Origin of the sequence: Sinorhizobium sp. 7-81 (genome assembly GCF_030124405.1) — a bacterium.
Taxonomy (GTDB): Bacteria; Pseudomonadota; Alphaproteobacteria; order Rhizobiales; family Rhizobiaceae; genus Sinorhizobium; species Sinorhizobium psoraleae.
In genome coordinates, this window is sequence record NZ_JASKLT010000034.1 from 1 (window position 1) to 16681 (window position 16681).

At 59.3% G+C, this 16681-nt stretch carries 9 protein-coding genes and 2 pseudogenes; 2 read left to right on the top strand and 9 right to left on the bottom strand.

Annotated features, from left to right (window positions below; all coding sequences use genetic code 11):
* From QN224_RS32620 to QN224_RS32645, 6 genes are all read right to left on the bottom strand, one after another.
* A partial coding sequence (locus QN224_RS32620) for a formyltransferase family protein (protein WP_283980045.1) occupies positions 1-1893 on the bottom strand: 1893 nt, incomplete at its 3' end.
* A gap of 1322 nt (positions 1894-3215) precedes the next feature.
* Positions 3216-3860: a 4'-phosphopantetheinyl transferase superfamily protein gene (locus tag QN224_RS32625; RefSeq protein WP_283980046.1), complete on the bottom strand. Its 645-nt coding sequence runs from the start codon at positions 3858-3860 to the stop codon at positions 3216-3218.
* A 660-nt stretch (positions 3861-4520) separates the two neighbouring features.
* Positions 4521-10067 (bottom strand): DUF3320 domain-containing protein, encoded by a 5547-nt coding sequence (locus QN224_RS32630; protein WP_283980047.1) that lies wholly within the window; start codon positions 10065-10067, stop codon positions 4521-4523.
* Positions 10068-10267: 200 nt separating this feature from the next.
* A complete protein-coding gene (locus QN224_RS32635; protein ID WP_283980048.1) occupies positions 10268-11107 on the bottom strand; it encodes a hypothetical protein in 840 nt (279 codons plus the stop codon).
* The gene (locus QN224_RS32640; protein WP_283980049.1) at positions 11091-11447 is read right to left on the bottom strand and encodes a hypothetical protein; all 357 of its coding nucleotides are present in this window, start codon (positions 11445-11447) and stop codon (positions 11091-11093) included. The genes QN224_RS32635 and QN224_RS32640 overlap by 17 nt, the downstream gene beginning before the upstream one ends.
* An 11-nt stretch (positions 11448-11458) precedes the next feature.
* A complete protein-coding gene (locus tag QN224_RS32645) occupies positions 11459-11836 on the bottom strand; it encodes a hypothetical protein (RefSeq protein WP_283980050.1) in 378 nt (125 codons plus the stop codon).
* 376 nt (positions 11837-12212) lie between these two features.
* Between QN224_RS32645 and QN224_RS32650 the strand changes: the two genes are divergently transcribed.
* Positions 12213-13220 carry a heparin lyase I family protein gene (locus QN224_RS32650; RefSeq protein ID WP_283980051.1) on the top strand — a complete coding sequence of 336 codons (1008 nt, stop codon included), beginning with the start codon at positions 12213-12215 and terminating at the stop codon, positions 13218-13220.
* Between the two features lie 474 nt (positions 13221-13694).
* Here the strand turns inward: QN224_RS32650 and QN224_RS32655 are convergent, their stop codons facing one another.
* Complete coding sequence (locus QN224_RS32655; RefSeq protein WP_283980053.1) at positions 13695-13937, bottom strand: helix-turn-helix domain-containing protein; 243 nt, start codon at positions 13935-13937, stop codon at positions 13695-13697.
* Between the two features lie 547 nt (positions 13938-14484).
* Here QN224_RS32655 and QN224_RS32660 point away from each other — a divergent pair.
* Positions 14485-15114: pseudogene (locus QN224_RS32660) on the top strand (U32 family peptidase); the annotation flags it as partial.
* A gap of 266 nt (positions 15115-15380) precedes the next feature.
* Here QN224_RS32660 and QN224_RS32665 read toward each other — a convergent pair.
* Together QN224_RS32665 and QN224_RS32670 are read right to left on the bottom strand one after the other, a co-directional pair.
* Positions 15381-15482, bottom strand: a pseudogene (locus tag QN224_RS32665) (MucR family transcriptional regulator); the annotation flags it as partial.
* A 372-nt stretch (positions 15483-15854) separates the two neighbouring features.
* Positions 15855-16427, bottom strand: a complete 573-nt coding sequence (locus QN224_RS32670) for a hypothetical protein (RefSeq protein WP_283980052.1) — start codon at positions 16425-16427, stop codon at positions 15855-15857.
* Positions 16428-16681: the final 254 nt, after the last annotated feature.

The following is a 16681-nucleotide window of genomic DNA, read 5'->3' on the forward strand; positions in this document are numbered from 1 at the left end:
CGCACCATAGCTCAGCTCTTCGTCCTCGTGGACGAGGGCGACGGCTTCGGGGGCGCGCCGGACCTGCGCCTCGAACAGCTCGTGGATGCACTTGTCCGATGGATAATCCGCCGCCGTCCGGTTCAGCTCCTCCAGCAGATAGCTGCGCTCGTCGGCCGGAAGGATGTCGAGCTCGCGCACCGGCAGCTGCGGGTCGGCCATTGCGGCATGCAACAGATTTTCGAGGTGCTGTGTGACGCGCTCGATGTGCTCGCGCTTTAAGCGATCTGCATCGAAGTACCACCGAAAACTCCCGTCCGCCGAGCAAATAACCAGTGTAAGCACCTCGCCGGATGGGATGGTCTCCGAATCCATACCGGAAGGCAAATCATCGGCGCCGGTGCTATTATGCGTGGTGATCGTGATACCAATCGGCCACGGCCGGTTTGATTGAAACAGTTCGGCATTTCGGAACTTGGGATGGCGCCAGACAAGGTCTCGCACAAAGCTGTCGTTCTCGTTCAACAGAACGCATTCCGCAGCAACAGCCTTGCGCACTTCTTCGAAATTGCAGCTAAGGTCAACGGACACTTCCATTGGGACGACTGAGGCGATAAGTGCCTCTTCTGCAATGAACCCAACTCGCGATGCATTGGGGTTTGTGGCCCAACCCAGCTGAAGTTCTGCTTCGCCTGTGACACGGGCAAGATAGATTAGCCAAGCGCTGATTAAGCATTCAATGCGATATATCGGCGAGAACTTGGTCAATACACTTGGGACCAATGCGCTGCTCGATCGCCAAGCAGACGAAACCGCAGATGCTGACGATGTTGGAAATGGAGGGTGTAATGACTTAAATCGTTGCAGCCGTTGTCGCCAGAAGTCCTCTCGCGGCGCCAGCGTTTCAAATACTCTAGTTATGCTCCTTGCTTGATCATCGCTTAAAATCGGGAGGCGAGCGCCAACGTCCAGATTTGACTGCCTTGCAAGTGCTACTGTATCGATAAGCTGATCATCAGAACTGCCAAACCAAATATCAACATTGTCGGTTGCTGTTGCCACACGCCAGCGGTCTTGATGGATCTCAAGCAATGAACCCGATGGAAATCCACAGCCTGGCGTCGCCACCTCTAGCCGCCGAACTTCGACAGCGTCATTGGCAAGAAGCACCTTAGCCGAGCACAATGGGTTCAAATGATACATCCCAAAGTCCAAGCTACGCACTAACGCTGACAACGATTCTGCAGATTGATCCCACCTTATGCACCCCGCAGCATCAGGTCGTCGATGCCTTGGAAAGTAACTCCTGCCTGCAAGGTTTTGTAATTGACCTTTGAGCCCTCCGTTGATCAAACCTTCAAGGAGTTCGGTAAACCCTCCTATGGCAGCTTGATAACATTTGAGGTTCAGACTTAATGCTGTGTCGGTTGGCGTAATTGATACCAACCGCTGAATGAGCACCTCACCGGTATCGATTCCATCATCGATGCAATGCCACGTAATGGCATGTTCAGGCTCTTGGGCAAGAAGGGCCCACGATGTTGCGTTAGTTCCCGCATATCTTGGCAGTGGGCTGTCATGATAGTTGAAAGCGCCTTGTCGCGCTCGACTAAACACATTCCTTGGCAAGATAAATGGATTGGCGACGGAAAATATAGAGTCTACAGGTCCTGCTTCCAGGAGCGCCGATAGCTCCTCCATGTTTCCCAAGCATGGTATGCCACATTGGGCAGCCCAATCACGGAATATTAGGTCAGCACATAGCGCCGCCTGGATTCCGTAACCCATCTCAATTGCGATCTTTGCGCATTGAATCGCCAGCGTACCACTGCCGATGAAGATGCTGGAGAGTCCAGAGGACACTCTGTTCAAATCACGATCGTTGATCTCGTCCTGAAGGAATCGAATGGCCATTATTATCCCTCATTTAAACCATCGGATCGTTTCTTCGCATGCAAGCCGCCGAGGGCGAGAGTTATCCAGAGCCCGGTATGGTGCGCCTCATGGAGAACTGGCGGCGCATCGGGTCGGACTCGGTGGCCTCGGCAAAGCGCCCGCCGCTATGTTTTGCGCGGCGCTCTCAGTCGAGAGCCCGTGTACTCTTGATATCGAGCCAGAGGGAGGAGTTATCCTGGCTCTCCAATATTGACGGTGCCGATTGAGGCATATTGCAGAGTACGGCGGGCGAACATTCTGGGCATATCTGCGACATAGAATTAGCCGGGATCGGCAACTCCTCGCAGCATTCTAAATTCTTTACCGGTGTCGGGCTGAACAACGGTAATAAAGAGCTCAACTCCTCTGTACCTACACTTCACCAGATCGATGAACCAATGGATTGTTTTGATGTGCTAAATCGGTGCGGTGAATGAGTCGCGCGTCGCCTACTACGTGGGGCTTTCGATGTTGCCGCTTCTGCTGCTGATCCTGGTGGTGCAGAAGCGAAGCGCATACTCTTTCGACGATGATTTTTGTCTTGCCTCATGTGCAACGTCGGAGCAATGCGAACCTTCAACATAGTGTGCCTCAGGATCGCTCGGCTTCCGATCTCCGACCGGTTACGAGCACGCGACCTCTATTTGCTGGACGTGCTTGGCGGGCCTGTGCCGTACTGGGTGGCCGGTGAGTTTACACCGGCGGGGAGCCGTAATCGCGGGGCTGCCTGGGCGGGTGGGGTGCGACACATTGTGAGGCAGCAGATCGCTTCGGGATCAGTGGGGTTAGCGTGAGCCGTGGACCGGCACTGGAATGTGAGCAACGCCGGACCCAAGGCGTTTGGCTGTGATCGCTAGTCGGCCGGATCGACGGTTTTGTTGATGAGACATCGGCATTAACGAACATTGGCGACGTAACGGTCGCTGTCTGTGCGGTTTAGCGGTTGAGGGTCATGGGCCGAATAGGTCTTGGCTCCGGAGCTCGGGCTCGGCCAAACATAATCCTGCACAACCTCCTCTATAGGGCGAAGCCAGTCATGCTGCTGCCGATTTGTTTGGGGGTACGTGCTGAAGGTTCATCGAGCCGGGATTTTCTGCAATCCAGCGGGGCACTCTGAGCTTTCATTAGGTATAGTCGCGGACATTCTCCCAGGCGAGCCGTTGTCGATAAATCCGCGTGGAACGTGCCAATGGAGAGAGCCGTCTGAAGCGGCCATGTCCCATTTCCGACATGTGTCCGACACGGGGCAGTGCGGTCCTGCCAGCCGTAGTCTTCACGAGACCCCAATGCATCTAATTCGATCAGGCGATTAAATACGCCAGACCGATAATATTGTCAGAGGTAAGGAGCGCAATCGAAAAGGCACAATTCGCCTTTGGGACGTACGCCAACCCGGCGCCTATATCGATTTCGACGTCCTGAAATTCCAGAAATTCGCGATGTATTGGGCAATACGCTTTGTAAACTGCCTCCTTTAAAACAAAAAGGTCCCTCCGCTGGAGCAGACGGAAGTCGTACATGCTTTGCTCCCTGGACGTTGCGATCAACTCAATTAGACCGTTCGGAAGAGGCTCATTAGGTTCAATGTCGAGGCCAAGCGACAAAATGGTCTTCTTCTCTGCAATGGCGGCCGCTGCTACCGTAGCGTGATGTGCCAAAGATCCGACAACGCCATCTGGCCAAATCGGAATTCCAAGTTCCGTTTTCAAGATTGGGGTTGGTGGAAATCCAAGTTCGCCGAGGAGTGTTCGGGCGATGATCCTTGCGGCACCGCTCTGGCGACGGACTTTGGCAACAGCGCGTCCCAGCCCTTCAACTTCAGAAGCGAACAAGGCGGCCTCGTCGGCGCATTCTATCCGGCGAGTGCCGACGAGGATCTTCTGTTCGTCAAATGTTATAATCTCCACCTCTTTGCGTCCTTTAAGCTTTTGAATTTTGACCGTCACCCAATCTAGTTAGTTTTCGAGTGGGCACCATGCTACCCGAATCCGGTCATTGGTGTTCTGTTCATTGTTTTGCAACCGCATTCGCTCTGGCAGAGAGGCCGGTGCCCTGCAGACAGGTCCATTAGCTGAAGCACCCGACGGTACCGTGGGGACGGAATGTTAGAAGGAACGGATGCGCGGCCCGACGACGGCACGGGTGTTCGGAGACGTATCGACTTTCTCCACAACAGACTCTGGCACGCCGCCGCTGTTGCGGCGGAGAATTCAGCGTTGTTGCGGTTGTCGACGGCTTCTCGTGAGTCTTCCATCGCTGTGCGGCCAAGCAACAGCGGGTTGAGAGCCGATGAGAGATAGAGTCCGACGAAATTATTCCGCCAGGGAATCGAGATCAGCTGCCCCATCACCGACGTTGAAATAACGTTGTGGTTACAAAGATTCCATGTCGGGGCTCAGATGAAACCCAAAGACGTGTGTTATACACTTGCGCGAGATGTCGGCTATCCGCACGTGTACCAACTGTCGTCAGTGGATGTCCGCGGCCACATAGCATCAGTGGGACTGCGGGGTCTCTTAACCGTCGCTGCGTGCTCGTCGCGATACATGCTGCCCTGAATAGCACATTCCTTCTAGCGTCGCGTCCTCCCACCGCTTCCCAGGTAGCTATGTCACCCTGAGCATGGTGTTTTCCTCCACGAGTCCACCCTCCAGTTTCAGAGCGTCAATCCGGGCGAGGATGGCATCCCGCAACTGCGAGCTGGTCGACTTGAACCCAAGGCCTCGCGCGACCGCGTTAACGGCCTGCTCTGCGGTTGCTCCCATGCTTGCGGCGATGATCTCTTTGAGGCCTTGATCGATTTCCATAGGCGGGATCATCTCGATCCTTCGCAGGCTCAGTGACGTTACGCCACTGCGATCGCGAAGCACGATGGGCGCCTCGGGCCAGACGAGGAACCCCTCTTCCCGGAGGATTTCTCCCGCCCTGTGAGCGATGTCCATCGCCGAACCTACGTGGGCGTCGATACGGTTCCCGGCCCGTTGCAGTCCCCAAGCCGTCCGGATTCGGGTGACGATCTCGTCCTTATGGATCGGCCCCTCGGCTTCGACCGTCTGCTTCACCAGGGAAACGATGACGCCAATTGGAGCCTCATGGAGTTCGCTCGTTATGTTCGGACGAAGCGTCACTTCCACGTAAAGGTTGTTTGCAGGTGTCGCCTCGGAGGCGGCTTGAAGTCCGACTTCCGTGACGTCGGCCCGCTCGATAGTGACGACCTCGACCGGCACCGCGCGCGAAGCCCCGTGATTACCGGATGGGTTGGCGACGGCGTCTGCCTTGGCCTGTTCGATCGCCGCAACAAGTCGTTCGAGTTCAGCCTTGGGTCGCTGGAACCAGTCGGTGCTCCAGATGCGATGAAGCGTCCAGCCGTGATCTTCGAGAACCTCCTGTCGCAAACGGTCCCGGTCACGGGCGGATCGGGAGTCGTGATACGCAGCGCCGTCGTACTCGACACCAACCAGGTAACGGCCAGGAACGGCCTCATCTGCTACCGCGAGGTCGAGGAAAAAGCCGGCAATACCAACCTGAGGATGGACGTGGTAGCCACGCTCCTGGAGGGCTGCCATCACCTGCTCCTCGAACACGCTGTCCATCTGACGATCAGTCCGCTGGCCCATAGCAAGGCGACCGGTCCGGGCGTAGTGGAGGAAGAGCTTGAACGCGAAGACGCCCTTGCCTTTGCCACGCTCGAGATCGATGTCCTCATCGGTGATCGACGAGTAGACTTCGCAGCGCCTCTTGGCGCGGCTGATCAGAACATTCAGTCGGCGCTCGCCGCCCTCGGCGCCGAGCGGACCAAACCGCATCCCCATGAAGCCCTGTGCGTTTTTCGCGTAGGCGACCGAGATTAGAATGACGTCGCGTTCGTCCCCCTGGACGTTTTCCAGGTTCTTGACGAAGAAGGGCTCGTGCGGGTGTGCGTGGAAGAACTCTTCGGTCTGCGGGTTCAGTCGCCGCAGAAGTTCCAACTGATCCTGGATCTCCCTGCGCTGCTTGATTGAGAACGCGGCGACGCCCAGCGAGAGGTTCGGGTGCTCGATCGCGTGACGGATGATCGCCTCCGCGACCACCTTGGCCTCCGTATTGTTCATGCCGTCCTCGAACACGCCACCGGGCACGTGACGAAAGCGGAGCCCAATCCCCGCCTCCTGCGTATACGGAGACGGAACTATGAACAGCTTGCTGTCGTAGAATTCGGAGTTGGAGACCGCGATCAGCGACTGGTGACGACTGCGATAATGCCACCGCAGCATCCGCTGCGGCAGCCCTCGGGCCGCGAAGAGGCCAAGAATGCTTTCGATGTCTGAGACCTGCGCGCCGTCCTGTCCGTCGTCGTCCTCCGATCCACCGGACGTCATCTTTGCGAAGAAGCGGGTTGGCGGCAGCTGCCGCTCGTCTCCGACGACCACAACCTGCTTCGCACGCGCCACGGCGCCGAGGGCGTCGACCGGCTGGATCTGACTGGCCTCGTCCATCACGAGGAGGTCGAATTCAAGCTGGCCTGGGGGCAGGAACTGCGCGATCGAGAGCGGACTCATCATAAAGACGGGCTTCAATGCCTGAATGGCTGGAGACGCCTTCTGCATCAGCTGACGGATGGGCATGTGACCCTTACGCCGAGCCATTTCGCCGCGGAGGACGCCGACCGGGCCGATACCCATGACCGCCGGAATCTTCTTATGATGCGCGCGCACCACCTCCAGCCGTGAAAGCGCCATGCGGCTGCGATCCAGAGTGGCGAATTCGCTCACGAGGCGGCTATGAACTTCGCCGTCGAACCGGACGAGTTCCGGATCCCGCCGGTGCTGATCCCTCAGGACCGCCTCGTAGATGGCCATCTCGACGTACGACGCGACGTCGTCGGGCCGCACTCGGCCGTCGTCGAGCCGTTCCACGACCAGGCCGACGCCGGCTTCACTCGCGTCCTGCGCCCTGCCCTTGTAGGCGGCCCATTTCGAAAGCTGCTCGTCGTTCTCGATCCATCGGTCGATCTTCGCCCTCAGCAGATCGAGCGGGGCATCGTTGGCGCTCTCCGCTCCGAGGACGATATTCCGATCCGCCTTTAGGAAATCGAGGATGTCGCCGATCCCTATTGCCAGGGCGTCCCCCGCGCCAGAAGCCGTGTGTGCTGCCTTGGCGGTGGACGCGCGGTCCTCGATCCGCGAGGCAAGATGCCTGATGTCGCTGTTCGAAGAAACCCATTCGGCAATCGACGCCAGCGCCGGCCAGTCGGATTCAGCCCCCATCCATTGTCCGGCGAAGGCTGCGTGCCCGGTGACTTCGAACGCGTCCAGCGACACTTTCAGTGCCTGGGCCTCGGACAGGAGCTTCAATGCCTGCAGTCGCACCGACGCCTCGCAATGTGGTGACCGCGAAAGGGCGAGGAACGCTCGGTCTGCCTCGGCAACATCATGGAAGAGCTTGGCAGCGTCGGTGAGGACTACGCTTTCTGCGCCGGGCACGTCGGCGAAGAGTTTCGCCGCTTCTTCGCCGAGGTCGCTCCAGGCGGATAGCAGCAGACCACGTACCTCCTGCTGCAGCGAGTGCACCTGCTCGCATCGGGCGGCGACGGCAGCCTTGTCGCTGAGCCGACCTGCGATCAGCCTTGCCTCCGTTCCGACGCCGCGCAGGCTCCGCATCCACAGAACGAGGTTTTCCAGCGGCTTGGGATCGGAGCGTTCGCCGCGCCAGTCGGCTCCAAACGCCGATCGCCCGAGAGAGTCGCCGTCCTTGATGATGGCACGCGCCTGCTTGCCCTTCTGGAGCAGGTCGAGGATGCGGATCGTCTCTGCCGGTGTCGTCTGGGGCATCACCGTCTTCAGCAATGCCTTGGCCTTCCGCCAGTCGCCGCTCAGGAACTTGAAGAGCTTCTCGCCATGGATTGCGACCGCCGTACGAGCATCAGTCAGATCGATGTCCCATGCCTGGTCGGAGATCCTTCCAGACAACTCCGACTGAACCTGTCTGAGCGTCGCCACTGCTTCGGCCAAGTCGCCCGCTTGGTCGAGGCCACGTTCCCATATTGCAGCGACGAAGGCGTCCGGGCTGGCGTCGGGAGCTTCGGCCACCCGCTGGCCGATGACGATCAGCCGGTCGATCGAGGTAAGCGTGGGAGAGGCGTTGACGCCGAGCAGGCCACGCAGAGCGCTCGCGGCGCTCAGGAAGCGAGGGAGCGCTGCGTCGATCTGAGAGAGAGTGGCGAAGCCGGCCGCAGGGAAGTCCGTGGGCAGCCGTGCAAACTGCGTGGCAATAGGCGACGGGTCCGTCGCCCAGGCCTCGCCTTGAAACAGAGCGTCTACATCGCCTCTCAGGCGTGAGAACTGTGCTCCATCCTTGACTGCCTTGGCGATCGCCGACTGCTCCGTATCCCAGATCGGGTTCGCCAATGCCCGCGGCGCGACCTTTTCAGGGCATGACGCAATCCGCTCGGCAAGTGCCACGTCCTTCTTGAACGAGGTGATGGAGAACGGCCTTTCCCGCTCCAGGCGGGCGCTAACCGCCTGCATATCCGCGACGAGCTGCGTTAGGTCGGAACTCGCTGTTCTCAGGCGGCCGGTCAGACGCTCAAGATCGAGCGGCGTGATGCCCGTGAGACCAACGCCATACCACGGATGATCGATCGGGAGACCGATGTCCCTGATACGCTCCGCCAGTTCCGACAGAAGCATGACAATCCGGTCGCGGGTCTCGGGCGTCCAGGTCGTGGCGTTCGCAAGCTCGATGTCCGAAGGCGGAAGGCCTTGCCGCCTTAGTCGCGAAAGGTGGCCGGTTACCTGGAACGGCGTCAGCCCGTAAGGCTGATAGACTGTGTGCATCCGAACGGGATGCGCGTTCAGACTGTCACGCGTCTCGGTGAGCCGACGATCGAGCGCGTCGCTAGACTCTCCCTTCGGAGCGCCGAGATCCCAGACGTGCTGCAGTTCGGCGAGGAGGGCACGTTTGTTGGCCTTGTTGCTATGAAGTTCGAGGCACGCGTCCCCGACGCCCGCCTGATCGAGACGACGCTTGACCACCTCGAGAGCGGCCATCTTTTCCGCGACAAAAAGGACTGTCTTTCCATCGGCGACGGCGGACGCGATGATGTTGGCGATCGTCTGCGACTTGCCCGTTCCCGGCGGTCCCTGAATGACGAGATTTCGGCCTCTGCGTGCTTCGTGGATCGCCAGCGTCTGCGAACTGTCCGCGTCGACGATGTGCGTCATCTCGCGAGGCGAAATGTGAAGATCGATATTCGCATCCTCCGCTAGCAGTTCCTCCGTCCTCGTGAAGCCGTCGGAAACCAGCGAAGTTATCAAGGGGCGGTCGGTGAACTTCTTGTCTTCCGGCCAGAGACTCGGATCCAGATCCCGGTACATCAGGAACTTGGCGAACGAGAAGAACCCGAGAACCATGTCGTCGGGCTGCACCGACCACGTCGGCTTGATGCTGATGGCTTCCGCTACCTTGGCGGCGTATTCCTCGAATGAGAAGTCATCCGACGCCTCGAACACTGGCATTCGGATCTTGTGTATCCTATCAAGAAAGGCTTCCAGAGAAAGGTTCGACGCGAATTCCTCCGGTCGCGCGCGTAGTCTGAAACGTTCGGCTGCGCTGCCACGTTCCAGTCTTACGGGCACGAGGATCAACGGTGCGTAGCGAACGTTCTCGGCATTGTTGGGGTCGACCCACTTCAAGGTGCCGAAGCCCAGAAACAGGATATTGACCCCCTGCTCTTCCTCGAGCGTCCGGGCGTCGAAATAGAGATCGAGGAGCCGCTTCTGCAGGCCGTTGGGCGTCATGCGGGTCTGAAGCTTGGTGTCGCCGTGCCGGACGAGACGTCCGCCTTCGTCCCTCTCGTCATCGTCGGGGAGCGCCAGCTCTGCCAAGGATTCGTCCTCCTGGTCGTCCTTGGAGTCCCTGCCCTTCGCACCAGGCAGGAACGTCATCGCCCTGCCTTCGGAAACGAGTATTCGGAAGACCTCCGACGACTTCTCTTCGACGACGTCGACCGTCCTCGCGCTCTTCGAGAAGCGCGGAACGTTCAGCAGGCGGTTCCGCGCTCCAAGATCCAGAAGCTCCATGCGAGCTCGCTCAATCTTGGCTTCGACGGAAAGATTGCTTTGAAATATGGATTGCTCGATTGGCTCGGCTTGAGCTGCAGAGATATGGTTCATGCGCTTCTCCCCTTCCCGGCGGATCTTGCACAAAGGAGGAAGGCGGTCCAGATGACTTGTGCAAACACCACGAGATTTTATTATCGCTTACTCAACGGTAGCGTGAATTGGTCGATGGCCGCCTGACCCCGGCATCCCGAAATCGATGTGAAGCCGATCGCAACATGCGAAGGGCGTTTGCGGGGCATTGTTACGCCTGCCTAAAGTGCGAACAGTCCGCGATCCCTGCAGTGGAGGTCGTCCGGATCGAAGTATTTTCCGACCCATGCGTCGCTGCTACTGAGAAACCATTCCGATTGGACCGCGGCTTCGCGCTTGTCGGCGGTCCGCGCCGCCTCGTCGTTGGCAGAGGGGGCCCTATCCAATCCGTTCAGGAAATTGAAGTGGTCGATGAGGCCGATGGCTTCTATCGCGAAGACCGTCGCGACCTCCGGATCGCGGATAGCCAGGAGGTTGTCGCCGTTGGCCTGCTCGCCACCGAGCGCAAGGTTGGACGATCCGCAGAACACCGTGGGGTCATTGCCACGGAACCCGCATACGACGAACTTGTGATGGACCTGATGGCCGAGCCCCACGTAGCGGATCTGTTCGAAAGGAGGCGGCAGGTGGGTCCTGCCCGGCTTGCCGGTGACCAGGACGCTCTGGCCGGAGCCGATCTTGTAAAGCGAAATCCCCTTCGGATTGTCCGATATCCCGAACGAGAAGATGGACTTCTCGGTATGGATCTTGTTCAGCACTTCGTAGACGGGATTCAGCGCGCGGCTGTCCAGCTCCATCACGGCGAAGAGGATGCTGGCCCGCATGCCGCCGTCAGTGACCTCCTTCCCGATCCTGGCGACCACGTCGCCGAGCACGCTTCTGGCCATCGCTTCGGCATGCGGTGCGAACGTTATGCTCGTCGATGGGACGTCCTGATCGAAGTCGTACCGGGTGTTTGCGAGCGGCGACTGTCTGAACGAACTGCTCGCCTTGGTCTTCCAAGCGTGCTCGAAGACCTGCAGGTATCGCCCGGCGACGGCCGCGTCATCGTAGACCAGCACGTGGTTCGAATTGACGTAGACGCCGGTGACGGAGAGGTTTGTGGAGCCCTTCAGGATCCAGCTGGGCCGCGCCGTTCCTCTTCACGATGAAGACCTTATGGTGGGCGTAGCGTCGGAAGCGGCCTCGTTTTATGGAGCCGGCGCCCGCGGACGCAGCAAACTTCTGTTCGAATTGGTCCTCGGGCTTGGGCTTGTCCGTGTCGTGATGCAAGGCCGCGTTGTCGAGAATGATGCGGGCCCGCGCGCCCAGGCTGATAAGCGCCTTCATGACGTCCGGCTCGTTGAGGTCGTAGGCGAAGACATCGAGCTCAAGATCTTTGTCGCCCTTCACCTCGTCCAACACCTCGAAGATCAGCTTCCGCGCGGTGAAGCCAGACCAGCGGAGCGGAACTCCTCGCCCTGCAGAGACCGGCCCGCAACCTCGCCGGTGTCGAAGAGCAGCTCGTCGCCCTTCGGCCGGATCGGAGCCGACTTGCCGAAGTGACGGGCGAACGCCTGCGACTGCGTGTAGCCCCTGGTGAAGCCGAGCTTCAGGTTCTTTGTCTCGAAAGGTGCCATAGTCACTTTGATGTCGAGGCTCAGAGCGCGATCGAACGCCTTCAGCCGATGGTCATCGCCGAAGTAGCGCGGCGTAATCGTGTACGTATATGAGCCGAATTCTGGGTCGAGTCCCTGGTAGTCGAGTCCGGGCACGTGAAGCCATCTGAACTTGCGTATCGGCGCGTTCATCGTCGAATTTTCAGGCCCCGACGTATCCCGCGCATGCTGTTCCGGATGCTCGAAGCGAAGGTTGTTGAGAAGGTAGTATGGAGGTCGTGTCGGAGGCTTCACCCTGATCGTGAACCCGGCGAGTCCTTTTCGAGCCCTTTCGTCCAGAACGTCGAACGCGAGCAATGTCGTAGCGTCCCCACGATACGGCTATCGAAATAGTATGGTTGCTGCTGCCCGCCAAAGTCCTTTCAAGTGCCCCGAAGGTCTGCTCCCAATCGACCAGCCTTGACACTCTTACACGAAATGATACGACGATAATATTACAGGTTGCAATCTGGATTGAGATTTTCGGTCTTCTACACCGCGATCGAAACTCTCCGTTTCCGAGGACGACGTGCGCGCATTTCTGTCTCCTGTCCTTCTGGCGTTTCTGGCCGGCTGCACCCATTCCATGGCGGGCCCGCCACGATATCTCGTGTCGGAGAACTTCGCGAAGGAACCGCGTCCTAGATACTGGTTCGTCTGCCATCGTCCGGAGAACACCTTCAAGTTCGGCGCCACGGACGGGTCAGGCCGGACAGCGATGGTCGCGACCGTGCGACCGGAGCCGAAGGCGCTAGCTCCCCTGAGGGAGCATCATGCCGGCTGCATCGACGAGGACGGAGACTATCAGCGGGATGGCGACGAGAGGGCCGAGTTATGGGAATCCCATGAGGCCCGCGTGCCGTTGGGAACCGATGTATGGTACCGCTTCGACATGTTCGTCGACGATAGCCTGAAGGCGACCTCCAAGCGGTTCGTCGCAGGACAGTGGAAGGAGGGCGAGGCCGCGCGCGGCGGCCCCCTCGTCGCGCAGCGCTTCACCGGCCGCAGGTTCACGGTGACGGTCGAGCAGGACAACCTCGCTCCGAAGCAGAGCCCCGACGACGTGCTCTGCAGAGTGCTGGTGGCCGACCAACTTCCACTTTCGCAGTCGCCGGCGGGATGGCCCCATGACGACAAGGCGAAGGTGGTTCCGCCTCTGCAGCATCGCAAGAGCAGGATGGATTTCACGTCCAAGGCCATCGAAGTTGCACGCGACCCCGGATGTGCTCGTGGCATTATCGCGCAACAGTATCACCTGCTTCCCGATCCCTTCGGCCGCTGGACGACGATGGTCTATCACCTTGGGCTGACCCCGGATAACAAGGCGTTCGTTGAGATCTGGGCCAACGGCGTCAAGATCGGCAGGGTGGACGGCAGAATCGGCTATGCGAAGACCGGAGCGCGCCTCACGCAATACTTCAAGTTCGGGCCTTATCGCGACCCCCAGAAGTTCGAAACCGTCACGAAACTTGCGAACTACGTCCGTAGCACCTCCCGCAACGATGTCGATCCGACCGGCAGGTTAGCTCCGGATTGAGCCTACCCCGACCTGTCTTCGCCGAGAGGATCTGCCAAATGACTTTCCGTCTCGCATGCTTGTCAGCCGCAATGCGCTGGTCCGGCACCGCCGTCGCCTGATGGGACGAGGGCCACATGAAGATCGCCGCAATGGTCCACGAGCAGCTTACGCCTTCCGCGCGAGCTAAAGCCAACAGGCTGACGTGCTCACCGTCGAGGCGTACCTTAGCGCTCCGCTCGTGGCAATGGGGCCTATCACCTTAACTCAGCAGGTTTGGAAAGTCGGAACGTTTGCTCGAACTTCGATCAGCCCCGCGGCGAATATCGTACGCGCCGAGTGGCAGCAAGGTTGTCCGGGCCGCCCTCACCTCTCGAAGGGGGAATGATCAGGGCTGCGAGGAGACGGGGACCATGCACCTCGCCTCGAGCCGGCGGCGCCGCAACAAAACGCACGCGCACGGGGAGCAGATCCCGCTGACGCCACGCGCTGGCGTTAGTTCTGCAGGAACGCGGAGTTTGGCACTCGAAGTGCAGCCGCGATGCGCCTGAGCTTGGCCGGGTCGACATCAGCACCTATTTCGATCCTTGTAATTTCAGTGCCAGTGAGCCCGCAGGTCAATGCAAGGTCCTCGATGCTATATCCCACCGCTTCGCGAGATCGCCGAACAGCGTCTCCGATATCGAGGTGGCCTCGGCCGATGGCGGACGCGCCTGTGTTGCTCATTGAACATGCCATAGTAACTCCTTCGATCATGCGCCGTACAGGCAGCTGTAGACAGGCAGGTGCAGCTACAGGGGCTGGCAGATCGGTAATGCTGCGGTGCAACAAAACATAATAAGTGTGACAATTGCAAGGCAGGCTCTGGATGGCCGACACGGTCTCGTGGCGACGACTTGCGAGCTTTTCCGGCCAGTGGCAAAGATTCTGATGCCATGCTCCAGAAGATTATTGTCGATCGGCATCCTGCCGCCGACTCCCATTCTCGGTGATTGCCGCGGCATGGCTTTTCCGCGCGGCTCCCACTCGAGGCCGCGACCCATCTTGGCTACATAGGCCCATACCAGGCGGCGGTTTGTAGACGCTCTCAAGGCCAGAAAGAAAGGTGGCGGACCGCCGGAGCGGGCGCTCCGGTTCTTCGAAAAGCTCTACCTCGTTGAACGGCTGGCAGGGGCAGAAAGCCCGAGGACGATCGCCAACGGCTGCCGCACAATCTCGCCTTCACTGGAGCTGATCGGCGGCCGGTCTAGTCTTGCTCGACACGACTCTATTCCGGCTATACGCCAGCCCCTACCCGGTCGAGGCGAATGATCTTTCGACGCTGGCTCTGCTCGAGGGGAAGCCGCATTAGGTTGGACCGCTGGTCAACGTCCACAACGCGGCGACCGCCCGCGTGCTCTCGAAACGTGGCGCGACGAGCATGTGCCTGCCGCCCGAACTTCTGCAACTCTCCATCAGAGAGATGAGCATCGATTTCGAAGTGCTCGCCTTCGGGCGCATGCCGCTCGCGATTTCCGCGCGTTGCGCCCATGCCCGCGCCAAGGGCTATGTCAAGGACAATTGCCAGTTCGTCTGCAAGGAGGATCCGGACGGTCTTGCCGTGAAAACCCTCGACGGACAATCCTTCCTCGCCCCGAATGGCGTGCAGACCGTCTCCTTCACCTGCCAGGCCCTCGTTCCGGAGTTCCAGGACTTGATCTTGTCATGGCGTGCTCCACTTTCGCCTGTCGCCGCAGGACTGCGACATGTGGCGGTCGCGCGTGTCTATGACGAACTTCTAAGCGGTCGGGTGGACGCGGGCGGCGGGATCGAACGATTGCGACGGATCTATCCATTAGCCCCGCCTTCCAACGGCTTTCATCATGGGCGGGAAGGCGCCGCCTGGGTCGCCCGGGGCGCGCCACGGAGCCAATGAATAACTGGCAATGATTGAGTTGGCGGACTATCGGTCGCCCCCGCCAGGAGGGACGGAGCAAATCGTGAGACGCTCAGCCGGGCCTATACAGGATGATCAGTATGGCCTTGGGCGGTGAAAATCATTGCTCTCCGAGGCGGCCACTGGATAGCCTCGGATCTCAGTTGGGGTGGACGGACTCCGTTCGCGACAAAGCCTTGTCGCGAGGAAGGAGAGCCGCCCCGAACAGGCTTCAAGCAGCGATGCCCACCCAGGCGATAACGCATTTATTTGTCGGGATGCCTGCGACGCTTGCCGATCTCCTTGGCTAGACGCGAACGAGCGTCGGCGTAAGCCGGCGCGACCATTGGGTAGCCCGCACGCAGGTCCTGGTTTCTAGCATCTTCTTCCTCCTATAGGAACTGAGCAACCATCGCGAACCGCGTTTCGGGAGGAACATCTCAGATAATCCCGAGAACTGGGTTGGCTCAGGGAACGGAGCGTCATCACGACCCGTAGCCACGGTGCGAGACCGTTGCAAAGGTGGCCAGCAGCTTCCCCAAGCAATCGGAATGGATTGCAAGCCGGTGTGGGCTCCAGTTTGATTTTGTCATCCAAAACGGCGACGGGAAGTCGGGAGGATGGTGCGTACTTGATTTCAACAGGCGGCCCTGAACCGTGCTTAGCGCGAGAAAGAGCGCAGCCCTGGACGCTCCTGAAGGGCTTTCGGGAGCGGCCGACCTTGCCATGAGCTCCAGAACTCAGGGGACATCAAAGCGTTCAAGCATCTTCTTGAGCTGCAAGTTCTGTACACGAAGCCGCTCAGTGAGCAACCTCTTGAGTCGCTTGTTTTCTAGGTCAAGGGCGTCCAGTTCGTCCATGGGGATCGGGGATTCTACATTGTTGGCCTGCCTGGTCTTATCCTCACCCACGTCCATCGGAATGTGCTTGGGGCTCTTTCGTGAAACACCGCCTTTTGGTCCTGTTCGAGGCGGCGAGATTTCTTGCGGTTGAAAAACAGCGTCCTCTGCCGAACGAGTGGGGTCATCCAACTCCGATGATTCGACTGCGTCTTCGGTCGAGGCCAACACAGCTCGTTCTTTTTGTTCGTCCGTGTCTTGCACGGCGAGACCCGCATTCGAGTTGATCGGCGGGTGATCTGCATCCGACGGGACGGTTGGTTCTGTTGAATTGAACAGATGCGGCGCTATCTCTTCCACTTCGCGGGTCAGAGCCTTGAAGTCCGTCTCCCCCCAAATCGAGTTTGTCCGCCCCTTTTGCTGCCGTCGGGACGACTTGAATTCAACAATAAACCTGCGTGGTGGCGTTTTCATATGTCTCAACTCAAGCGCCGGTCGGCGCCGCTGCATTGCTACGGGTGGACCAATACAGCCCTTCCCCGCTCTGTTCAACTGGTCAATGCGTGCGTGGGCGCTAGACTCCTACTGGAACAATCCGTAGGCGTGCTTCTAGGTCCCGACGGCCTATCGCGAGCTGCGGATCTCCTATTCATCCAGCCCGAGTCTCTTGCGCAGGTCGGCATTTTCCGTGCGCAGTTTTTCCGCCAGAAGCTTACGGAGCCTCTGGT